Genomic DNA, 21499 nt, shown 5'->3' with positions numbered 1-21499 from the left:
TCGCTTCGCCCGCTTCCTCTGACAATCTTGCCCTCGTAGTGGCCACCCCAATGGCCATTCCAATCCCAAGTGCCTTTATGGGTGCCTTGGCTGTTCATGCGAATAGAGCCGACTAGTGCAGGACCAAGATAGACTTGAAAATGAAACTTATCCCCATAGGGGCCGGGGTCTCGCCGATAAAACCATGTGTTTTCCAAATCTGTGGCCATTAAGCAATTTTGATTGAAACCCTTCTCGATGCAAGTCATTGTTTGACGAATGAAACCTGCGAACAATTATGCATCAAACTGTGCAACAAAGTTGGAGCGGTGGCGGTTTAAGTTGTTATTTTTAAACAATACATTTGATCATTTGGCGTAGTTCGCTACCCGCTCCATTTTTCCTCAACATTTCGTCTCGCAATTTGCAAAAATGCGGTCGTCGTTTCGACAAACTTTTACCAAAAAGAAACCATCTCACTTAGTGCCAAATTCAGCGTTGATGCTTCAATATTGTCTCAGTTATGTGGGGAAATTATTGATGACATCGCCCAAATCAGGTCTAGGACTAGGTCTAACAATTGGAATTTACGCACTTTGTTTTGCGATTGTTGCGGGATTTGCGGCTTCTAATTTCTATGTGTTGAGTGCGGCTGGCGATGTTGCGAATAAGGTGCAGTATGATGCTGAGGCTGAATTGGTTCGCAAGGAAGTGCAGGTTCAACTCCAAGACTTAGCAGATGATCAATCTTCAGTTTCGTATTGGGATGCAACTGTTTACGCGGTTTATGCTGATGAAATTGATCTGGGTTTCATTGAAGATGAATTAGCAGAAGAGTCGTGGTCGGAAAACGGCATTGAATACATGATCGTCGTTGATGAGCTTGGTGAGCCGGATGTGACGGTGTTTCGTGATGAAGTTATGGATGCGCAGGATGGCGCAGCAACCATTGAAAACAATTTTGATCTGATCGAGCAAGCGCGTGCGAAATATTTCGCAAACCGTAAAGTGCGCGGACGCGGCTTTGTAACCATTGGCGACCCGGTTTGGTCGAAAAATGCAATTTTTGCTGCGGATTATCGCGTAGTTGATGGCCATTTGGGGATGGCGGTTGCGCAGGCCATCGTGCCTGACATTTTGGAAGTCTTGGCCGAAGGTAACCCCAAAGTGCTTTTTACATTTCGTCCATTGAACAAATTTGCTTTTGCAACAGTGCGGAACAAACTGGGCCTAAATCGGTTCGCCATCGTGGAACAAGCTGATGCTAAGCCGGATTTGGATCAGATGGTGATCGGCGGGTCGACTGGCAAAGAAATCGTTGCTGTGTGGGAAGCGACAAAACCGGCTAGTATTATTTGGGAGCGGGCGCTTCCTGTTTTGAGTGTATTGCTGGCTCTGGTCGCGATTGGGCTTTTCTTTATTAGTTATAGGTACAGCAAAGTTGTGCGGCGCATTCAAAAAAGTGAGGCGCATAACAAGTTCATGGCAGAGCATGATGCTCTAACTGGTCTGCCTAACCGCCTTCAATTTGATAATGAACTTGATCATATTATTGCCAAAGGCGAGTTGGATCGTTGTGCGATCATTTGTACGGATTTGGATCGGTTCAAAGACGTCAATGACACCTTTGGCCATCAGGCAGGGGATGCGGTGATTAAAGAAGTTGCGAACCGCGTTGCTAAGGCTGTGGGAGACAGAGGCATGGCGGCCCGCGTTGGTGGCGATGAATTCATCATCCTTTTGCGTGACGGCCTGAATGAAGACAGTGTGATGATGCTTTGCGACACGATAATTGATAGCGTTAGTGAAGAAGTCGTATTTGACAATGGACGTGCGAGTGTTGGTGCAAGCATTGGCGTTGCCTGGTGGCCAGACGATGCGGTGACCGCAAAAACCGTTATTCGCAGTGCGGATCAGGCTTTGTACCGGGCAAAGGAACTTGGGCGTGGTCAAACGTGCCGCGCGACCAACCCCCATAATGTGCAACAGCAAAATCGTCGTCAAATGGCTGAACGCCGTCAGTTTTAGTAATCAAGCTTGCGTTAATTTGGTTGAGCACATATTCAAAATCACCAATCTTGAGCGTTTTGAGGTGGTGGAAGTTAAAGTTGATTGCTACCCTTTGTCATAAGTTGGCGAAGGGACAAAAGTATGCGGCGCGATCACTCATTGCCTCAGGGCGAAATCCATCGAGTTAAAATTCAATCAGAGGCGCTACAGCAAAACATGCTGGGTGATCACACGTTGCGGGACGTTGATATTTATGTTCCGCACGGGCATGACGGTGTTGGCTTGCCCCTTTTGGTTGATTTGGCAGGGTATACGGGTAGCGGATTGAGCCGAACAAGCTGGCGCGGATTTGATGAGAACCTACCTGCACGTTTGGATCGCCTTATCGCAACAGGTGAGATGAAGCCTTGCGTCGTTGCATTCCCAGATTGTTTTACGCGGCTCGGAGGCAATCAATATATCAATTCCCTTGCCATGGGGAATTGGGCTGACTTTTTGATCGATGAAATGTTGCCAGAAATCGAGGCCAAGTTTGGTTGCGGTGGAGATGGTAAGCGGGGGGTGCTGGGGAAATCTTCCGGTGGTTACGCGGCGTTGATACACGGCATGCTTTATCCGCAAACGTGGTCGGCTATTGCCTGTCACTCTGGTGACATGGGTTTTGAGATGGCGTATCTGCCAGACATGCCTAAGGCTTTGCGGGCAATTGCCAAGCACGACAACTCTATTGAGAAGTTTGTGACGGCCGTAGATGAAAACCACAACCCAAACCATGATGATATTCATGCATTGATGATTTTGGCGATGGGGGCGACATACGACCCGGACCCAAATGCCTTTTGTGGCATTCGTCTGCCCGTTGATTTGCATACATGCGAATTGGACAAAGACCGTTGGGTGCAGTGGCAGAAGTGGGACCCGCTGTTTGTGTTTGACCAGCATGTTGATGCTCTGAAGAGCTTAAAGGGCATGTGGGTCGATTGCGGGGACAAAGATCAGTTTAATTTTGTTTATGTTGCGCGACAACTCGAACAGAAACTCAAAGCGGCCCAAGTGACTCATATATATGAGGAATTTCCAGACAATCATTTTTCGATTGATTACCGCTACGATAAAAGTTTGCCCTTTTTGAGCGAAAAGCTGAGTTAATTTAATCCGGGTAAAATATTTTACCCGGGTATTATTGACTCTTTTATTTTACCCGGGTAAATATCCTGCAACAAATTGCAGGAGCTATTGCCATGTCCTATTCTCCAGAATTGGAATGTGTTGCCTTTGTTGGCCATCACCTGATTGCAGCCGGAGCGCTGGCAGAAGTGGTCAACGAAGTTAAACGCCACCATGATCGAAATCCCAATGAACTTATTCATGTGTTCAATGGGCAAGATTCATCAATGATCGAGATTGATCTGCGCGGCAGCGTAGAAGATGTATTCGATAGACTGTTTAAGAAAGACGTACATGCAGAAGATGCTGTGCCACCCAAGCGTGTCGGCAGGCCCAAGCTGGGTGTGGTGAGCAAGGAGATAACTTTGTTACCACGTCATTGGGATTGGCTGCGCCAGCAGCGGGGCGGGGCGTCGGTGACATTGCGCAAGTTGGTTGGTGAAGCCATGCGTGTTTCAGACCCAAATCGAGATCAACGTCAATTGCAGTCCAAAACATATGGGTTGATGACGGCAGTGGCGGGTGATTTGCCAAAATTTGAAGAAGCGGCAAGGGCGTTGTTTGCGCTGGATGGCGATAAATTCAAAGCGGAAACCAGCGACTGGCCATCGCCTTTACGCGACCATCTATTGAAAATCTCAAAAGATTTGTTCACGCCCAACGGCGAGGGCGGCCCTAAGGAAATGAATCATGAGTGATGCTCAAGCCTCTGATAATAATAAGTATTTGACGCAGCCTATCGGAAAGCTATTCCTCACGACAGGATTGCCCATCATTATGATCATGGTGGTCAATGGGCTGTTTAACCTTGTTGATGCCTATTTCCTTGGCATTTTTGTTGGGGCATCGGCATTGACTGCAGTGACCATGATGTTCCCTGTGCAGATGCTGATTTATTCACTAACAACAATGATCTCGAATGGTTTTGCCTCGATTGTGGCGCGGCGTCTTGGGGCTGCGGACTTGAAGGGCGCTGCAAACAGTTTTGCGGTAGCTATAATTTTGGGTATTGCGCTTAGTATAATTATGATGATTGTTTTCCTCATTTGGGGAGAGATGCTGGTCAGTTGGGTCACCGCTGGTGATCCTGAACTAACACGCATGGCATGGACCTATATGTCCATTATGATGTTCACTTCGCCGCTAACGTTCATTCTGTCTGTGCAATTCGATGCACTTCGAAGTGAAGGCAAAATGGGCTTTATGGCGCTCGTGTCCCTTAGCGTTACACTTCTAAATATCGTCTTCAACTACGTTTTCATTGTTATGTTGGACATGGGGGTAGCAGGATCAGCCTGGGGAACTGTGGCAGCTCAGTTGGTTTCTCTCACTTCAATTGTGGTGTTTAGGTTATTGGGTGGTTCTAGGTTGCGGTTTCAGCTGCCAAGTCGCCCTGTCTTTTTTGCGCTTGCGAAGGAGAACTTGGCATTGGGTGCGCCGTTAAGTCTCAACTATCTGTCGATTTCGTTGATTGCTGGAAGTGTTGTTGCGCTCCTAAAAATCTACGGCGCGGACAGCTATACAACCACCGTTGGTGCTTATGGGATCATCACCCGCCTGTTAACGTTCTCCTTTATGCCTTTGCTGGGTGTTTCCATGGCATTTCAGTCGATCGCCGGGAATAATTTCGGGGGCAGCCGTCCAAGTCGGGTAAACATGAGCACCAAAACGGCACTGATTGTCACATTCTTTTATTGTGTTGCCATTGAAATAACGTTTCTAGCCTTACCAGGCGAACTGGCCGCTCTGTTTGTACAAGACCAAGCTATGATTACCGAGGTTGCGCGCGTATTGCCTTTTGTGATGGTGTTTTATTTTATGGCCGGACCGACAATTGTGCTTTCAGGATTTTTTCAAGCCATTGGAGACGCAAAACGTGCGGCACTGCTTAGCTTGGCCCGCAATTACTTGATCGGGTTGCCGCTCCTGTTTCTTGTGCCGCAGTTTTTGGGCGAGGCGGGTATTTGGTATGCATCCCCGATTGGTGATGTCATCATGTTTGGGCTGTTGATTGTGATCTTGGTTTTTGCTCAGCGACGCAATGGTTACAAAGCAGGGGTGTTTTTGCCTCAGGTGTGAGAGAATGAAAGCATCAGGGGGTTTGTGCTAAATCAATTCGCCTGATGCCTTTTTCTGGCAAGCTGTCCATAAGTAAACATGAGGGAAAAGCTATGCGGGACTTCGAAACCTATAAAAAACGTTTAGTTGCACGAAAAGCTGAGTTGGATGAACGATTGCACAAGATCGAAGATCAGCTTGATGATCGGCCAAACGCGGACGTTGAAGAACGCTCTGTTGAACGTGAAGATGATGAAATGCTCGAAGGCTTGGGCAATGCTGGCAAGACAGAATTGAAGAAAATTAGCTTTGCACTTGCACGAATTGAAAACGGCACTTTTGGTATTTGTGCTAATTGCGGTGAAGACATTTCCGACGCACGTTTAGACATAGTTGCCTATGCCACCAAATGTCGGCATTGCATGTAAATGCCGATGCATTAAGACGCGTCGCAGCTATTTATAAGGTGGCAAGTATTGCTGCGACAAGCTCCACTTTTCGGTTGAAGAACTGATTGCTGAATAATCTTTGCTGGGCTAAATCTTACGGGTTGGTGCGCAAATTGATTTCGCGGGTCAGTTTTTTGCCGTTTTTTGGAGTTCACATGTCTAACAGTACGCATCGTTTATCTGTCATCATTGATTGTGACCCCGGCCAAGATGATGCTTTGATGCTGTTTTTGGCGCTGAATGCACCTGAGCTTGATGTGCTTGGGGTGGTTGCCTGCGGTGGAAATGTGCCTTTGGCCCGCACCGAGTTGAACTGCCGCATTTTGGTGGAAATGGCTGGTCGCACTGATGTTCCCGTTTATGCTGGCTGCGTTGGTCCCATGGTCGAGCAATTGTTCACCGCCGAGTATTTGCATGGTGAAACGGGCATTGATGGGATCGACTTTTTTGAACCGAGCATCCCAAAGCAAGACATGCATGGTGTTGATTTCATCATTGAGACTTTGCGCAAGGCAGAAGACGACGAAATAACATTGGTGCCGACCGGGCCGTTGACAAATATTGCAATGGCCTTGCGTAAGGCGCCAGACATTCTGCCCAAGATCAAGCAGATCGTCTTGATGGGCGGCGCGAGCTTTGAAGCGGGTAACGTTACCCCGTCAGCTGAATTCAACATATATGTGGACCCACATGCTGCCGATATTGTGATGCGGTGCGGTCGGCCAATCGTGATGTTTGGCTTGGATGTTACCCATCAGCTTATGACAAATCCCTGTATTGTCGAAAATATTAGCGTCTTGGACAATAAGGTGGCACACGCTTCTGCTGGGATGTTGGACTTTTTCGGCCAATATGACGCGGCAAAGTACAGTGCTGAGGGTGGGCCATTGCACGACCCATGTACCATTGCGTGGCTTTTAGAGCCTGAAATATTTGAATTAAAACCCTGCCATGTTGCCATTGAAACCACGAGCGAGCTTACCCGTGGGCATACGGCCGTGGACTTTTGGGGGGTAACAGGAAATGAGCCAAATGCCCTTTGGGCACATGAGGCAAATCGGGATCGGTTCTTTGGTTTATTAACCGAGCGACTAGCCCTTTATTAGCCGCATATCAGACCTTCTAAAATTAGGGCTTTTGTTGTTGGTTTTTTTCAGGTAATAGACGCTCGAATTTCCGGCAGGGTGTACCCCTTTGTTTATTTTTAGCCGGATGCTAAGCGAATGGAGAATGTACGCATGGCGAAGGAAAAGTTTGAGCGGAACAAGCCGCACGTAAACATTGGAACGATTGGTCACGTTGACCACGGCAAGACAACATTGACAGCAGCGATTACGAAAGTATTGGCTGAGGCTCAAGGTGGTGTTGCTACGGCGTTTGACGAGATTGACAAAGCGCCAGAAGAAAAAGCACGTGGTATTACGATTTCTACTGCTCACGTTGAGTATGAGACAGACAATCGTCACTACGCACACGTTGATTGCCCGGGTCACGCTGATTATGTGAAAAACATGATCACTGGTGCGGCGCAAATGGATGGCGGGATTTTGGTTGTTAACGCAGCTGATGGCCCTATGCCTCAAACACGTGAGCACATTCTTCTTGCCCGTCAGGTTGGTGTTCCAGCGCTTGTTGTTTTCTTGAACAAAGTTGATCAAGTTGATGACGAAGAGCTTTTGGAATTGGTTGAAATGGAAGTTCGTGAGCTTCTTTCTTCTTATGAATTCCCTGGTGACGACATTCCGATTATTGCAGGTTCTGCTTTGGCAGCGCTTGAAGGTCGTGATGACGAAATCGGCAAGAACAAAATTCTTGAGTTGATGGCGGCTGTTGATGAGTTTATCCCAACACCAGCACGTCCTGTTGATCAGCCATTTTTGATGCCAATTGAAGATGTGTTCTCAATTTCTGGCCGTGGTACAGTTGTTACCGGTCGTGTTGAGCGTGGCATTGTTAAAGTTGGCGAAGAAGTTGAAATCGTTGGCATTAAAGACACACAGAAAACAACAGTTACTGGTGTTGAAATGTTCCGTAAGTTGCTCGACAGCGGAGAAGCTGGCGACAATATCGGTGCTTTGATCCGTGGTGTTGATCGTGAGCAAGTTGAGCGTGGCCAAGTTCTTTGTAAGCCAGGTTCAGTAACGCCGCACACCAAGTTCATTGGTGAAGCGATTATTCTGACGAAAGACGAGGGTGGTCGTCATACGCCATTCTTTGACAACTACCGTCCACAGTTCTACTTCCGTACAACTGACGTGACTGGTGTTGTGACTTTGCCAGAAGGCACCGAAATGGTGATGCCTGGTGACCGTGTTGAGATGAATGTTGAATTGATCGTACCGATCGCGATGGAAGCTCAACTGCGCTTCGCTATTCGTGAAGGTGGCCGTACCGTTGGTGCCGGCGTCGTTTCAAAAATCATCGAGTAGTCTTTTTAAAAGACTACAAGAGACTTAAGGCGGCCTTCGGGTCGCCTTTTTTGTTGCCTGTTTTAAACCTAGATCGCCAAACTTACGGTCAAATCTTCCATAATATCGGTAGCCTAAACTTCAGCCCTCATGCTTTAGCGGCGGGACGATTGTCAACAAAATTCGAAGGGGGTTTAACAAACTTCCTAAGTAACCAGATATTCATTCTTGTTGCTCATGATATTTCTAATACTGAAAGCAAATTTAAGTTTCAATTAGGGGTGATTTCATTGACGTTTGACCAGTTGCGTGCCCGAGGGACTCAGGCAATTTCATTAGTAGCTCTCGTGTTTGCGATTGCCGTTGCCGTGGTTGAGTATATTGTACAAGGCTCGCCCGGGCTTGGTACGGCGTTGGGTACAACAGGTGTTGTATTTCTCGCAATCACCTTTCTTTGGAAGAAAAACTCACCAACTTTTCGTTATCTTGCGGTGACGGTTATGATGGCTGAGGTGATGGCGATCCTGATCGCTACGCGCGGTCAGCCCTACCAAATTGATATGCATATGGCATTTTTCGCTTCGCTGGCCTTATGTGCGCTTTTGTATGATTTTCGCGCGATTTTGGTCGGTGCTGTTGTCGTTGCAGTCCACCATTTGGGTCTTGGTCTAACTTTTGATACGCTTGTATTTTACGGCGGTGGATCATTGGGACGTATCGTTTTACATGCGGTTGTCTTGGTTGTTGAGGCTGTTGCTCTTGTTTGGCTGACACGAAATACGACGGAACTGTTTAGGCTTACCGAGCAAAAATCTGAAGAAGTTGCCCAACAAGCTGAACAAGTGCGTGAAATGAGCGTCGAGGATGTAAGAAAGTCTGAGGTCGCCCGTGAAGAACGCACATTGATGCTGAACGAGTTGCAGATGGAGTTTGGTGAGGTCGTGGCCGCGGCGACAAACGGCGACTTTAGCCGTCGGGTGCGAAACAACTTTGAAGTTGATGCGCTCAATAAGCTCGCGACTGACGTGAATGAGTTGGTTGATGAAGTCGAAAAAGGGGTGAGCGAAACAGGCCGTGTGCTTTCTTCGCTTGCAAATGCAGATTTGACCGACCGGATGAATGGTAATTACCGCGGCGCCTTTGATACTTTAAAGCGCGACACAAATCGAGTTGCTGACAAACTTACGGACGTAATAGGTCAGTTGCAAATGACCTCTGGTACATTGCGAGCGGCGACAGGTGAAATTTTATCCGGTGTCTCTGATTTGAATGAACGCACCTCCCGGCAATCGATTACCTTGCAGCAAACATCAAATGCTATGACAGACATGGCAAAAACCGTTGCGGAGAATGCCTCGTTGGCAGAAAATGCACGCACATCCGCGCGAGCTGCTCACGGTACGGCGAACCAGGGCAGCGAAGTCATGGAGGACGCTAATCAGGCGATGGGCCGAATTACCGCCGCCTCAAATAAGATCTCCGATATTATTTCGCTTATCGACGACATCGCTTTCCAGACAAACCTTTTAGCGCTTAATGCGTCCGTGGAAGCAGCGCGGGCCGGTGAAGCTGGTAAGGGCTTTGCTGTTGTTGCGGTGGAAGTGCGGCGGTTGGCCCAGTCGGCTGCAGAAGCATCTTCTGATGTGAAAACGCTTGTGAAGGAATCTTCAGACGAAGTGAGTAGCGGTAGCAAGCTTGTTTCCCAAGCCTCAGACAGTCTTTCAGGTATCGTTACAGCTGTGCGTGAGATGACGGAGCTGATGGAAGCTATTGCGGAACAAAGCCACGATCAGGCGTCTTCCATTGATGGCGTTTCAAGTTCGATGAAACAGTTGGAAGAGATGACCCAACATAATGCCGCCCTTGTAGAAGAGACAAATGCGGCAATTGAACAAACTGAGTCCCAAGCCACTGAGCTGGATAAAATTGTTGAGGTGTTCAACCTTGTCAGACACGAACCTTTGAATGACACTTTCCACACTCAAGGCAACTTTGCCAAACAGGCTCGAGCGTCTTAGGGCCAAGAAATCTGGAAATTGACCTTGTCAAAAATCAGCGACATTCCGGCCAAATCGATTGACGAGAAGCAAAAGGGTGTTGGACCATTTGTGCCGGCGCTGATTTTGATGGCACTTATGCTGGTCTTTGGCGCGATAGGGCTTTCTGAGGCACCGGCCCAGGGCGAAATGGCCGTCGTTTTTGCGCCATTTCAGCCCGAACAAAAATACGTTTCGCGTATCATTAAATCTGGGGCTCAATATATCAGCCCCAGTCGTTTTCACAATGTTATCGTTGTCAATGTGGATAGCGCGGCGGTTCGTGAAAGTTTGCGGCAGCAAGGGGCGCTTTTCTTTGTAAATGCCGGTGGCCTCTGCGCGCCAGTGGTATGATGTTAGAAATGCAAGCCTGAAACGTGTCAGAAGTGTTGAAGTAGAGCATGCTCTTTTGTCAATTTAACTGCGATAATTATGCTTGTACTGTCACCGTGTTGACTGATGGCACAAGACCTCCGTTCAGTACTGAGAATTTGACCTAAACCGCTCGTTCTTCCTCCCCAATAGCGCCCGACCTTAAACGCGTTAAGAGTTGAGACAACTCCCTATGAGTGAATTGAATTGAGTCTGTCATCGTCCTAGAGTCAAAAACAATAGGAGGAAAGAAACATGCTCATTTGGATTGTTGTCGGTATTGCACTGTATTTTTTGCAGTTGCTATTGTCCAGTTTAATCAGAATTCCCCAGATCGGAATTGCTAAATATGTTGGTTCGCGTGACGACCTGCCAGAACTTCCCGTAATTGGCCAGCGCGCCAGCCGTGCTTTCAACAATATGCGGGAAAGTTTCCCGATTTTCCTTGGGCTTGCCGTATTGAATCTGGTGTTGGGGGATGTTTCCAGCGATGCTATTCTTGGCGCGCAAATGTTTGTGATCGCAAGGGCTGTATATGTCGGAACGTATCTCGCAGCAGTCCCATGGGGGCGTTCACTGGTTTGGTCAGTAGGATTTCTTGGTCTCTTGTTCATGCTGAAACCAATCGTCTTAGCAATTTAGTAAAAAACTACGTACAAAGCACTTGCAACAAATCGCTGTTGGCATTAGACCCTTGCCAGCGGCTTTTGTCGCACATGCAGGGGTGTAGCTCAGTTGGTAGAGCATCGGTCTCCAAAACCGAGGGTCGTGAGTTCGAGTCTCTCCGCCCCTGCCATTTAAATCATTGAAATTGTTGGCGGCCGGACTTTTGTGTAAGTGCTGCTTTGTATCATTGGTCCATGACTTTTGTATCATTGGACCATGTCCAAAGACGCCCCAGCAGGTTGCTGAGGCGTTTGTTTTTACGGGTATTAGTTGCTTATTTTGCCGCCCATGGCGCTTGGTAAGCAAGTTACTTGCACCTGATATTGTAGATAATCGCTTTCGGTGTCGGTGTTCCAATAACCCCAGTCATTCTTTTTGGCTTTGTTTTTTCGCGCTGCGACGGCTTCTAGGTTGAATGTTGCGTGAGCAGTTGTGGATTGTTTTTGGTTTAGGACCGCAACTTTTGATGATCCGTTTTGGCGTTTTTGGGCCAATAATGCATTGCATCTATCGACTGGCGAGCCGCCAACCCAAGTTAGTTTTGAAACGGGCACTTTAAGTGCGTAGTTCCGTTTCCAAGTGCGATATGCGCCGTTGCTTACATCACGCCCAACGAAATTCTTTCTCCATTCTGTTGAATCAAGACCTTCGAAAAAGTTCGCCTTTTTTGTGCTCAAAGATGCGCCGACAATGCGTTCGCCGTTCGTGGCGCGGGCGTATAGTTCAAAAAGGAAGCGGTGCTTGTTGGTTTTTATGCTCGTGTAGCCTGAGCCGTTGGCTCTAACCTCGATCGGAATAACGTCGACGCCGCCCTTGCTGACTTTGACGCTTTGGATCCAGTCTTTTGCGTATGATGTGGTTGGTGCTAGCGTCGCTGCTGCCAATGTTAGGAGTAAAAGTGCTTTTGATGCTTGTTTCATGATTTGCCCTCAAGAAATTCGTGTTGTTGATGGGCGTAAATTGGTTGGCTGCGGCTGAACTATAGCTGAACGGAGTTGTCAGGTTTCTGCGATGTTTGGGGTTTTGGCGTATCACCTTTCGAAAAATTTATGTTATTATAAAAGCTTAACTGGAAAAACCTCAGTTTCAATTCTATCCTTTAAGGGCGGGGCGCGAAGGAGAACTGAACATGACCAACTTCAAAACAAGCATTTTGGCGATTGGACTGGGTGGGCTAATCGGCCTTTCTGGCCTTAGCAATGTTTATGCACATGGGGAAAAATTGCCATTAGGGGATGGGCAGGTTTCTTCGTCGCCAAAGGTGGATAATGTTTATTCATGTCAACAGCAGTTCAATCCGAACGCGCCGGGTGCGCAGGCCACCGGAGACTGGATCGTTGGCGATTACTGGTACCCAGAACTTAAGCCCACGGTCGATGGTGATGTAAAATGGTCCGACGGCGGTGTGCAGGTTTCAGTGAGCGGTGGTACGCGAATGGTGACGTCCAACTTGTTGCCAACACACGGCACTGGTATTTATCCTGTGCAACGGACTGATGATGCTTATCAGTATGATCGCAATCCCAATTCGATTGAGGCGCAAAATCTATCTCTAAATTTGCCTGCGGACCCGCAAGTTGCCTCATCTGCTAGCTGTGTGCCGATGGGCATGATCGGGATTTCGCTTTCTGGTGCTGCGATTTTTAACGCATTGGACGCGCGCGGAGATGATGCGCCAGCACATGAAATTCAGGATGAGTGCAACGGTCACCCGGAACGCGATGGTGTTTATCACTATCACAATGCATCGTCTTGCATGGTTGCGCAGGAAGAAACTGCAGACGGGCATTCAGGTTTAGTTGGATATGCGATGGATGGTTTTGGAATTTATGGCATGGAAGGCGAGGGCGGTGTTCATCTGAGTAATGACGATTTAGATGCTTGTCACGGACATGTCGAAACTGTCGTCTGGGACGGCATCGAAACGGAGATTTATCATTATCATTTGACCGACGAATATCCATACACCATTGGTTGCTTTGTCGGCACGCCGGTGAACTAGTGTGATCGAAAGTATTGAATTGCCTTTGGGTTGGTGATGGCAATGGAGAAGCCTTCCCAAAAGATAGCGCCGTAGGTGCGTTCGGACTTTTGTTTGGATGGATCGCCCAGCGCGCTAGTGTTGCGCGACCGAATTTGCTTTATCCCCAAATAGATCAAATAGGCGGCGCCCAGTATTTTGACGATCGTAAATGCAGTTGATGACGCGGCGAGTACGGCACTGACGCCGATGATTGAAGCCACTGAAACAAAAAACATTCCCAATGCATTGCCCAGGGCCTGGCAAAGAGCTGCAAACATGCCTTTGGTCGCACCGTTGCTGATGGCAAGTAAGATGGCTGGGCCGGGGCTAAAGATATTTAGGGCCGCAATTGCGCAAAAAGCGAGCCAAGTTTGGATGGTCATTTTGAATGGCTCTTGAACTGGCGAGAATTTAGGCTTACATCTCTGCGAAGCATCCCGCAAGGCTTATCGAAAGATGACCCATTTCTACGCGGCAAAGGGGTTGCGTTTTCGCACATGAAGGTCTAATACAGCGGTTCCAGCCGTGCGGGCGACTCGCGCGGCTATTTGGTTATGGACACACGGAAGCAGTTTCGTGTTGAAACTCAAGGGAATTTTATGGCGCGGACAAACCCGTTCACATTTTTGCAGCAAGTCCGATCGGAAGTTGCAAAGGTCGTATGGCCAACCCGTAATGAAACTTTGGTTTCAACGATTATGGTTTTGATCATGGTGGCTTTGGCCAGTGTGTTCTTTTTAGCGGCGGACCAAATTGTAGCTTGGTTTGTAGGATTGCTACTCAGCATTGGCTGAGTATTGATGATAAACGGTAAGGTTTTTTACTGATGGCAAAACGCTGGTATATCGTCCAGGCCTATTCAAATTTCGAGCGCAAAGTCGCCGAGTCAATTCAAGAAAAGATTGTGGCCACTGGCCTTGATCACTTGTTTGATAATGTGCTGGTTCCAACCGAGAAGGTTGTGGAAGTGCGTCGTGGCCGTAAGGTTGACGCAGAGCGTAAGTTTTTCCCCGGTTATGTTCTTGTAAATATGGAACTTACCGATGAGACGTTTCACTTGATCAAAAATACGCCGAAGGTTACGGGTTTTTTGGGTTCAGAGCATAAGCCGATCCCAATTTCCGAAGCCGAAGCGAATTCAATTTTGCATCAGGTACAAGAAGGTGTTGAGCGGCCTAAGCCGTCAATCAGCTTTGAAGTTGGTGAAGCTGTTCGTGTGTCGGACGGTCCATTTGCTAGCTTTAACGGTGTGGTTGAAGAGGTTGATGAAGAGCGCGCGCGCCTTAAAGTTGAAGTATCTATCTTTGGCCGGGCAACCCCGGTTGAACTGGAATATGGTCAGGTTGAAAAAGCCTAACCATTTAACCCTGTGTGGGAGAGGGTGCTGATTGGCCAAATCAGCACATAAAACCTTGCACCACGCTGTTGTGAATGTCCGCATGGTGCGGACGCATTTGAAAAGGCAACAAAATGGCAAAAAAGATTGAGGGCTATCTTAAGCTCCAAGTGCCGGCTGGCGCAGCTTCGCCGTCACCCCCGATTGGTCCTGCATTGGGTCAACGTGGTTTGAATATTATGGAATTCTGTAAGGGTTTCAACGCTGCAACACAGGAAATGGAAAAGAATTCACCGATTCCGGTGACGATTACCATTTTTGCGGACAAAAGCTTCACATACTCAATGAAGCAACCGCCAGTGAGCTACTTTTTGCTGAAGACTTTGGGCTTGCCTAAAGGGTCGCAAAAGCCAGGTCACGAAGTTGCGGGTTCTGTTTCGCAAGACCAGTTGCGCGAAATCGCAGAAAAGAAAATCCAAGATCTAAACGCGGACACAATTGAAGCGGCGATGGCACAAATCGCAGGTTCAGCTCGCGCGATGGGTCTTGAGGTTCAGGAGTAAACGAGAATGGCTAAACTAGGTAAACGTACCGTCGCTGCTCGTGAAGCTGTTGACCGCAAGAAACTTTACACATTGGACGAGGCTGTTGCGCTTGTGAAAAGCAATGCGACATCTAAGTTTGATGAGACAATTGAAATTGCAATGAACTTGGGCGTTGACCCTCGTCACGCTGACCAAATGGTTCGTGGTGTGGTTGCGCTGCCAAACGGCACAGGCCGTACGGTTCGTGTTGCTGTTTTTGCTCGTGATGCGAAGGCTGATGAAGCCAAAGCAGCTGGTGCAGACATTGTTGGTGCTGAAGAGCTTGTTGATGAAGTTCTTAAAGGCAAAATCGATTTCGATCGTTGTATCGCTACACCAGACATGATGCCTCTTGTTGGTCGCTTGGGTAAAGTATTGGGTCCTCGTAACCTTATGCCAAACCCTAAAGTGGGCACAGTGACACCAGATGTGAAAACGGCTGTTGAAGCTGCAAAAGCCGGTTCTGTTGAATTCCGTGCTGAAAAAGCAGGTATTTTGCACGCCGGTGTTGGTAAAGCATCATTTGACGAAGCTAAATTGGTTGAGAACATCAAAGCATTTGCTGATGCAGTTCAAAAATCAAAACCAGCTGGCGCAAAAGGCACTTTCCTTCTGCGTGTTGCTTTGACATCTACAATGGGCCCTGGCGTTCATGTTGATGTGTCATCTGTTCAAGCTTAACTGCTGAGCGTATGGCAATAGGCACTTATGGGGAATTTCCTGGGTGCTAAAACAAAAGAATTCGGGTGGTTTCGGTCACCCGATTTCAGATCCCAACGTTTGGGGTTTGAATAAGACCTGTCCGAGACTGTAGGTGTTCCGTGAAGGGACTTAAAATTCCAGCCAACAATAGACGGCGTGACAACCGATACAGAATTTGCCCGAATGGGTGTTTTAATGTTTCGGTTCGAACAAACCAGTTTTGCCCAAGCTTTGTTTGGTCATTTCAGGTTGGCAGGCATTTCACCGTTGCTTTGGTCATCTGATTTGATTGGACGAGCAAAGCATCAAAACTGTAACGGTTTGAGGGGAACCTTGAACCTTTAGTGGAGAGAAGCAGTGGATAAAGCGGAAAAGCGAGAGCTGGTATCGTCATTGCAAGATGCGTTTAGCGCATCTGGTTCTGTCGTTGTAGCTCAATATTCAGGCTTGACAGTTGCCGACATGGAAGATCTGCGCGTGCAGATGAAACAAGCCGGTGGCCAAGTTAAAGTTGCGAAAAACCGCCTTGCCAAGCTCGCTCTTGAAAATGCTGATATTGCGGATTTCGGTGAATATCTCACCGGTCCAACAGTATTGACTTACGCAGAAGATCCAATCACGGCAGCGAAAATTTCTGCCAAGTTCGCTAAGGGCAATGATAAGTATATTGTTCTTGGTGGCGCGATGGGTGAAACCAAGCTGGACGCAAAAAGCGTTGCAGCATTGGCTGAACTTCCAAGTCTTGATGAATTGCGTGCGAAACTTGCAGGTCTTGTTAAACAACCTGCAACAAACATCGCTGCAATCCTCAATGCACCTGGTGGTCAAATTGCTCGGGTTATCTCAGCATATTCTACAAAGGGCGAAGAAGCGGCATAGCGCCTTCGCATCAAAACCACAGTTCGAATTGAAATATATAAGGAAAATACAATGGCTGATCTAGCAAAGCTCGTTGAAGACCTATCTGCCCTAACCGTTCTTGAAGCATCAGAACTTTCTACAATGCTTGAAGAAAAATGGGGCGTTTCTGCCGCTGCTCCAGTAGCTGTTGCTGCTGCAGCAGGCGACGCTGGTGGCGCTGCCGCTGAAGAGCAAACAGAATTCGACGTAATTCTGACTTCTGCAGGCGACAAGAAAATCAACGTGATTAAAGAAGTTCGCGCAATAACAGGTCTTGGCTTGAAAGAAGCTAAAGACCTTGTTGAAGGTGCACCTAAAGCTGTTAAAGAAGGCGTTTCTAAAGCTGAAGCTGAAGAGCTTAAAGGTAAGCTTGAAGCTGCTGGCGCTGGCGTCGAACTTAAGTAAGTCTTTGGAAGTGGCGCGGTATTAAGCCGCGTCACTTTCTTTCGCTCTGCGTAAATGAGCGTAAAAAATTTGGTCCGTTACATCTGGCGGGCGAAGTTGCGGTAAACAAAAAATAGGGCAGATGTCCCGAGTGCCGACGGCTGATTGTCGGCATTCTGGACAGTTGCCCTTAAGTTATTTCAAAATATAGGAGCGGGCATGACCACCAACTACCAAGGTCGTCGTAAAGTACGCAAATCCTTTGGCAGCATTCGAGAAGTCATCGAAATGCCAAATCTGATTCAAGTTCAAAAAGCATCATATGATAAATTTTTGATCGTTGACGCCCCAGAGGGCGGTCGTGATGACACAGGACTTCAATCAGTATTTAAGTCAGTTTTCCCTATCTCTGATTTCGCCGGCACAGCATCATTGGACTTCGTGTCCTATGAGTTTGAACAGCCAAAATATGATGTAGATGAATGTCGTCAACGCGACATGACATTTGCGTCGCCTTTGAAGGTCACTCTTCGTTTGATCGTTTTCGAAATCGACGAAGAAACGGGCGCGAAGTCAGTTAAAGACATTAAAGAACAAGACGTTTACATGGGCGATATGCCGTTCATGACCGGCAACGGTACGTTCGTTGTTAATGGTACTGAGCGTGTTATTGTTTCTCAAATGCACCGTTCACCAGGTGTGTTCTTTGATCATGACAAAGGCAAGTCTCATTCATCAGGCAAATTGTTGTTTGCCGCGCGTATCATTCCATATCGCGGCTCTTGGCTCGATATCGAATTTGATGCGAAAGATGTTGTTTATGCCCGCATCGATCGCCGTCGTAAAATTCCGGTTACGTCTTTGCTCAAAGCTTTGGGTATGGATGCAGAGGAAATTCTGGATACATATTACAACACAATCACCTATGATCGCACTGAAGCGGGATGGCGTCAGCCATACGTTTGGGAAAAATTGCGTGCCACTAAGCCGCTAAAAGACCTGATCAATGCCGACACTGGTGATGTTGTACATGAAGCTGGCAAAAAGCTTTCTGCACGTGCGGCGAAAAAGCTGCATGAAGGCGGCATGACCCACATTTTGGTTGAAGATGTTGATTTGTTCACCAACTATGTTGCTGAAGATCTGATCAATGAAGAAACCGGCGAAATCTACATGGAAGCCGGCGACGAGCTTGATGAAGAAACACTCGCTAAATTGGTTGAAGCAGGCTTTGATAGCATTCCGGTGCTTGATATTGACCACGTAACTGTGGGCGCATATTTGCGCAACACATTGGCGTTGGACAAAAACGAGTCTCGTGAAGATGCATTGTTCGATATTTATCGGGTTATGCGTCCGGGTGAGCCCCCCACCATCGATACAGCCGAAGCGATGTTTGAATCATTGTTCTTTGATTCCGAGCGTTATGATTTGTCTGCCGTTGGTCGTGTGAAATTGAACATGCGTCTTGACATTGATTGTGAAGACACAGTTCGCGTTCTGCGCAAAGACGACATTGTTGAAGTTGTCCGTACGTTGGTTAACCTTCGCGATGGCAAGGGTGAAATTGACGACATCGACAACCTCGGTAACCGTCGTGTGCGTTCAGTTGGCGAGTTGATGGAAAACCATTACCGTCTTGGCTTGTTGCGCATGGAACGTGCGATCAAAGAGCGGATGTCATCTGTCGAAATCGACACCGTGATGCCTCAAGATTTGATCAACGCGAAACCAGCTGCCGCTGCGGTACGTGAATTCTTTGGTTCATCACAGCTTTCACAATTTATGGACCAAACCAATCCGCTTTCAGAGATTACGCATAAGCGTCGTCTTTCAGCGCTTGGCCCTGGTGGTTTGACACGGGAGCGTGCTGGTTTTGAAGTACGCGACGTTCACACCACTCACTATGGTCGTATCTGCCCGATTGAAACACCAGAGGGTCCAAACATTGGTTTGATCAACTCTTTGGCGACGTTCGCTCAAGTCAACAAATATGGCTTTATCGAAGCGCCATATCGTAAAGTTGTCGACGGTAAAGTGACCGATGATGTTGTCTATCTTTCAGCGATGGAAGAAGCCAAGTATAACGTTGCGCAAGCGAACGCGAAACTGGCGGACGATGGCGGATTTGCGAACGAGTTGGTGACATCACGTCATTCAGGTGAGGTGTCTTTGACACCACGTGAAGCGATCGATTTGATGGACGTTTCACCTAAACAGGTTGTTTCGGTTGCGGCTTCACTTATTCCATTTTTGGAAAACGATGATGCGAACCGTGCTTTGATGGGTTCAAACATGCAGCGTCAGGCTGTGCCATTGCTTCGCGCACAGGCACCGTTTGTTGGTACTGGCATGGAAGCTGTTGTGGCGCGCGATTCAGGTGCGGCGATTGTTGCGAAACGTCCAGGTATTGTTGATCAAGTTGATGCGACACGTATCGTTATTCGTGCGACGCAAGAAACTGACGCTTCAAAGTCTGGTGTGGATATCTACACGTTGATGAAGTTCCAGCGTTCTAACCAGTCTTCATGTATCAACCAGCGGCCTTTGGTTGTTGTGGGTGACCATGTTGATGCTGGCGATACAATTGCTGATGGCCCGTCTACGGATATGGGTGATCTAGCACTTGGTCGGAACGTTCTCGTGGCGTTTATGCCATGGAATGGCTACAACTATGAGGATTCAATCCTTCTTTCTGAAAACATCGTGAAAGATGACGTGTTTACGTCAGTTCACTTGGAAGAGTTTGAAGTGATGGCGCGGGATACCAAATTGGGTCCTGAGGAAATCACACGCGATATTCCAAACGTTTCTGAAGAAGCTCTGAAAAACCTCGACGAAGCAGGCATCGTTCATATTGGTGCAGACGTTGAAGCTGGCGACATTTTGGTGGGTAAGATCACACCAAAAGGCGAAAGCCCAATGACACCAGAAGAAAAGCTCTTGCGGGCGATCTTTGGTGAAAAAGCGTCTGATGTTCGTGATACGTCTTTGCGCGTTCCTCCTGGGGACGCGGGTACAGTTATCGAAGTTCGTGTGTTTAACCGCCACGGCATTGATAAAGACGAACGTGCGATGGCCATTGAGCGTGAAGAAATTGAACGTTTGGCGAAAGATAGGGATGACGAACAGTCAATCCTTGATCGTAACGTTTATGCGCGTTTGAAAGAGATGTTGTTCGGCAAAGAAGCGACAGCTGGTCCAAAGGGCTATGTTGCGGGCACTAAGCTTAACGACGTTGTTTTTGAAAGCCAGCCTCGTTCTAAATGGTGGCAGTTTGCTGTCGACGAAGACAAAGTGATGTCTGAAATCGAAGCTTTGCAAGGTCAGTATGAAGACAGCCGTACACAGCTAGAGCAGCGTTTCATCGACAAAGTTGACAAACTTCAGCGTGGTGACGAATTGCCACCGGGCGTTATGAAGATGGTCAAAGTCTTTGTTGCGACTAAGCGTAAAATCCAGTCTGGCGATAAAATGGCCGGCCGTCATGGTAACAAGGGTGTTGTATCGCGCATTATGCCGATTGAAGACATGCCTCACTTGGCTGACGGTACGCCAGTTGACATCGTTTTGAACCCACTTGGCGTGCCAAGTCGGATGAACGTTGGTCAGATTTTGGAAACACATCTTGGTTGGGCCTGTGCCGGTATGGGCAGGAAAATCGGCGAGATGTATGATACTTACAAGCGTGAAGGTCAGAACAATGTCGCGCCGCTTCGTGAAGAGTTAGACGCTCTTTATACGGACGACAAATATATTGCTGATCTTGATGACGATAGTGTTGTTCGTTTGTCTGAGTATTTGGGCACCAAAGGCGTTTCAATCGCAACACCAGTTTTCGATGGTGCAAAAGAAGCTGACATTGTCGTGATGCTTGAGCAGGCAGGGCTTGCAGCCTCTGGTCAATCTCGTTTGATCGATGGACGTACTGGGGAAGAGTTCGACCGTGATGTGACCGTTGGTTACATTTACATGCTCAAGCTCGGCCACATGGTGGATGACAAAATCCACGCACGTTCTATTGGACCATACTCTCTTGTTACCCAGCAGCCGCTTGGTGGTAAGGCACAGTTTGGTGGTCAGCGCTTTGGTGAGATGGAAGTGTGGGCACTTGAGGCATATGGCGCAGCTTATACGCTTCAAGAAATGCTTACTGTTAAATCGGATGACGTTGCTGGCCGGACGAAAGTCTACGAAGCAATCGTTCGGGGCGATGACACGTTTGAAGCTGGAATTCCAGAAAGCTTTAACGTGTTGATCAAGGAAATCAGATCACTTGGTCTCAATGTTGAATTGAGTAGCGCAAGCGAAGATGACTTTGAAGATGAGGATGAGCAGGAACAGATCGAACAAGGTCAACCTGCAGATGCAGCTGAGTAATCAGAGCATTCTTAATCGCTTTAATTTTCCGCAGGTATTGAAGGG

General features: G+C 47.8%; 20 protein-coding genes and 1 tRNA gene. 19 read left to right on the top strand and 2 right to left on the bottom strand.

The genetic code is table 11. The annotated features are described in order from the left end of the window. Nucleotides 1–519: 519 nt before the first annotated feature. From ACSHWX_RS12575 to ACSHWX_RS12525, 11 genes are all read left to right on the top strand, one after another. Complete coding sequence (locus ACSHWX_RS12575; protein ID WP_435668575.1) at nt 520–2007, top strand: diguanylate cyclase domain-containing protein; 1488 nt, start codon at nt 520–522, stop codon at nt 2005–2007. A 123-nt stretch (nt 2008–2130) separates the two neighbouring features. Then, the gene (locus ACSHWX_RS12570) at nt 2131–3138 is read left to right on the top strand and encodes an alpha/beta hydrolase (protein ID WP_435668574.1); all 1008 of its coding nucleotides are present in this window, start codon (nt 2131–2133) and stop codon (nt 3136–3138) included. Nucleotides 3139–3230: 92 nt separating this feature from the next. Continuing rightward, nucleotides 3231–3854, top strand: a complete 624-nt coding sequence (locus ACSHWX_RS12565; RefSeq protein WP_435668573.1) for a DUF2239 family protein — start codon at nt 3231–3233, stop codon at nt 3852–3854. Continuing rightward, nucleotides 3847–5235 (top strand): MATE family efflux transporter, encoded by a 1389-nt coding sequence (locus ACSHWX_RS12560; RefSeq protein ID WP_435668572.1) that lies wholly within the window; start codon nt 3847–3849, stop codon nt 5233–5235. Before ACSHWX_RS12565 ends, ACSHWX_RS12560 begins: the two co-directional genes overlap by 8 nt. A gap of 92 nt (nt 5236–5327) precedes the next feature. Next, nucleotides 5328–5642 (top strand): TraR/DksA family transcriptional regulator, encoded by a 315-nt coding sequence (locus tag ACSHWX_RS12555; protein ID WP_435668571.1) that lies wholly within the window; start codon nt 5328–5330, stop codon nt 5640–5642. Nucleotides 5643–5818: 176 nt separating this feature from the next. Further along, nucleotides 5819–6769 (top strand): nucleoside hydrolase, encoded by a 951-nt coding sequence (locus ACSHWX_RS12550; protein WP_435668570.1) that lies wholly within the window; start codon nt 5819–5821, stop codon nt 6767–6769. A 132-nt stretch (nt 6770–6901) separates the two neighbouring features. After that, nucleotides 6902–8092, top strand: a complete 1191-nt coding sequence (gene tuf, locus ACSHWX_RS12545; protein WP_435668553.1) for an elongation factor Tu — start codon at nt 6902–6904, stop codon at nt 8090–8092. A 269-nt stretch (nt 8093–8361) separates the two neighbouring features. Next, complete coding sequence (locus ACSHWX_RS12540) at nt 8362–10089, top strand: methyl-accepting chemotaxis protein (protein WP_435668569.1); 1728 nt, start codon at nt 8362–8364, stop codon at nt 10087–10089. Between the two features lie 24 nt (nt 10090–10113). Beyond that, entirely contained in the window at nt 10114–10461 is a 348-nt protein-coding gene (locus ACSHWX_RS12535) for a hypothetical protein (RefSeq protein WP_435668568.1), read from the top strand. Between the two features lie 273 nt (nt 10462–10734). Next, nucleotides 10735–11121 carry an MAPEG family protein gene (locus ACSHWX_RS12530; RefSeq protein WP_435668567.1) on the top strand — a complete coding sequence of 129 codons (387 nt, stop codon included), beginning with the start codon at nt 10735–10737 and terminating at the stop codon, nt 11119–11121. A gap of 78 nt (nt 11122–11199) precedes the next feature. Further along, nucleotides 11200–11275, top strand: a tRNA-Trp gene (locus tag ACSHWX_RS12525). Between the two features lie 136 nt (nt 11276–11411). On the opposite strand, the gene ACSHWX_RS12520 is transcribed toward ACSHWX_RS12525, so the two are convergent. Further along, nucleotides 11412–12065: a hypothetical protein gene (locus ACSHWX_RS12520; protein ID WP_435668566.1), complete on the bottom strand. Its 654-nt coding sequence runs from the start codon at nt 12063–12065 to the stop codon at nt 11412–11414. A gap of 209 nt (nt 12066–12274) precedes the next feature. Between ACSHWX_RS12520 and ACSHWX_RS12515 the strand changes: the two genes are divergently transcribed. After that, a complete protein-coding gene (locus ACSHWX_RS12515; protein ID WP_435668565.1) occupies nt 12275–13147 on the top strand; it encodes a YHYH protein in 873 nt (290 codons plus the stop codon). Here the strand turns inward: ACSHWX_RS12515 and ACSHWX_RS12510 are convergent. Beyond that, nucleotides 13144–13551 carry a LysE family translocator gene (locus ACSHWX_RS12510; protein ID WP_435668564.1) on the bottom strand — a complete coding sequence of 136 codons (408 nt, stop codon included), beginning with the start codon at nt 13549–13551 and terminating at the stop codon, nt 13144–13146. The two genes, ACSHWX_RS12515 and ACSHWX_RS12510, sit on opposite strands and share 4 nt — an antisense overlap. Nucleotides 13552–13767: 216 nt before the next feature. On the opposite strand from ACSHWX_RS12510, the gene secE reads away from it, so the two are divergent. The 7 genes from secE (at nt 13768) to rpoB (ending at nt 21454) form a co-directional block, all read left to right on the top strand. Beyond that, on the top strand, nt 13768–13962 hold the full coding sequence (gene secE / locus ACSHWX_RS12505; protein WP_435668563.1) for a preprotein translocase subunit SecE: 195 nt from the start codon (nt 13768–13770) through the stop codon (nt 13960–13962). A gap of 32 nt (nt 13963–13994) precedes the next feature. Beyond that, complete coding sequence (gene nusG, locus ACSHWX_RS12500; RefSeq protein WP_435668562.1) at nt 13995–14525, top strand: transcription termination/antitermination protein NusG; 531 nt, start codon at nt 13995–13997, stop codon at nt 14523–14525. A 113-nt stretch (nt 14526–14638) separates the two neighbouring features. Then, nucleotides 14639–15067, top strand: a complete 429-nt coding sequence (gene rplK, locus ACSHWX_RS12495) for a 50S ribosomal protein L11 (RefSeq protein ID WP_435668561.1) — start codon at nt 14639–14641, stop codon at nt 15065–15067. 6 nt (nt 15068–15073) lie between these two features. Then, nucleotides 15074–15769 carry a 50S ribosomal protein L1 gene (gene rplA / locus ACSHWX_RS12490; protein WP_435668560.1) on the top strand — a complete coding sequence of 232 codons (696 nt, stop codon included), beginning with the start codon at nt 15074–15076 and terminating at the stop codon, nt 15767–15769. Between the two features lie 378 nt (nt 15770–16147). Further along, the gene (rplJ, locus tag ACSHWX_RS12485; RefSeq protein WP_435668559.1) at nt 16148–16669 is read left to right on the top strand and encodes a 50S ribosomal protein L10; all 522 of its coding nucleotides are present in this window, start codon (nt 16148–16150) and stop codon (nt 16667–16669) included. Nucleotides 16670–16720: 51 nt separating this feature from the next. Next, nucleotides 16721–17095 carry a 50S ribosomal protein L7/L12 gene (gene rplL / locus ACSHWX_RS12480; RefSeq protein WP_435668558.1) on the top strand — a complete coding sequence of 125 codons (375 nt, stop codon included), beginning with the start codon at nt 16721–16723 and terminating at the stop codon, nt 17093–17095. A 198-nt stretch (nt 17096–17293) separates the two neighbouring features. After that, nucleotides 17294–21454, top strand: a complete 4161-nt coding sequence (rpoB, locus tag ACSHWX_RS12475) for a DNA-directed RNA polymerase subunit beta (RefSeq protein ID WP_435668557.1) — start codon at nt 17294–17296, stop codon at nt 21452–21454. The last annotated feature ends 45 nt before the right edge of the window (nt 21455–21499 follow it).

The sequence above is a fragment of the Maritalea sp. genome (assembly GCF_051251695.1).
Classification (GTDB): Bacteria; Pseudomonadota; Alphaproteobacteria; order Rhizobiales; family Devosiaceae; genus Maritalea.
The sequence above is the reverse complement of the archived record's forward strand: the minus strand, read 5'-3'. Positions and strand labels throughout refer to the sequence as shown.

Excerpts from the sequence above, each read along its gene's own strand:
- rplK (WP_435668561.1), top strand. The coding sequence starts at position 14,639 with ATGGCAAAAAAGATTGAGGGCTATCTTAAGCTCCAAGTGCCGGCTGGC.
- ACSHWX_RS12555 (WP_435668571.1), top strand. The coding sequence starts at position 5,328 with ATGCGGGACTTCGAAACCTATAAAAAACGTTTAGTTGCACGAAAAGCT.
- rpoB (WP_435668557.1), top strand. The coding sequence starts at position 17,294 with ATGACCACCAACTACCAAGGTCGTCGTAAAGTACGCAAATCCTTTGGC.
- tuf (WP_435668553.1), top strand. The coding sequence starts at position 6,902 with ATGGCGAAGGAAAAGTTTGAGCGGAACAAGCCGCACGTAAACATTGGA.
- ACSHWX_RS12565 (WP_435668573.1), top strand. The coding sequence starts at position 3,231 with ATGTCCTATTCTCCAGAATTGGAATGTGTTGCCTTTGTTGGCCATCAC.
- ACSHWX_RS12530 (WP_435668567.1), top strand. The coding sequence starts at position 10,735 with ATGCTCATTTGGATTGTTGTCGGTATTGCACTGTATTTTTTGCAGTTG.
- ACSHWX_RS12560 (WP_435668572.1), top strand. The coding sequence starts at position 3,847 with ATGAGTGATGCTCAAGCCTCTGATAATAATAAGTATTTGACGCAGCCT.
- ACSHWX_RS12550 (WP_435668570.1), top strand. The coding sequence starts at position 5,819 with ATGTCTAACAGTACGCATCGTTTATCTGTCATCATTGATTGTGACCCC.
- ACSHWX_RS12515 (WP_435668565.1), top strand. The coding sequence starts at position 12,275 with ATGACCAACTTCAAAACAAGCATTTTGGCGATTGGACTGGGTGGGCTA.
- ACSHWX_RS12575 (WP_435668575.1), top strand. The coding sequence starts at position 520 with ATGACATCGCCCAAATCAGGTCTAGGACTAGGTCTAACAATTGGAATT.
- rplA (WP_435668560.1), top strand. The coding sequence starts at position 15,074 with ATGGCTAAACTAGGTAAACGTACCGTCGCTGCTCGTGAAGCTGTTGAC.
- ACSHWX_RS12520 (WP_435668566.1), bottom strand. The coding sequence starts at position 12,065 with ATGAAACAAGCATCAAAAGCACTTTTACTCCTAACATTGGCAGCAGCG.
- rplL (WP_435668558.1), top strand. The coding sequence starts at position 16,721 with ATGGCTGATCTAGCAAAGCTCGTTGAAGACCTATCTGCCCTAACCGTT.
- secE (WP_435668563.1), top strand. The coding sequence starts at position 13,768 with ATGGCGCGGACAAACCCGTTCACATTTTTGCAGCAAGTCCGATCGGAA.
- ACSHWX_RS12510 (WP_435668564.1), bottom strand. The coding sequence starts at position 13,551 with ATGACCATCCAAACTTGGCTCGCTTTTTGCGCAATTGCGGCCCTAAAT.
- ACSHWX_RS12570 (WP_435668574.1), top strand. The coding sequence starts at position 2,131 with ATGCGGCGCGATCACTCATTGCCTCAGGGCGAAATCCATCGAGTTAAA.
- nusG (WP_435668562.1), top strand. The coding sequence starts at position 13,995 with ATGGCAAAACGCTGGTATATCGTCCAGGCCTATTCAAATTTCGAGCGC.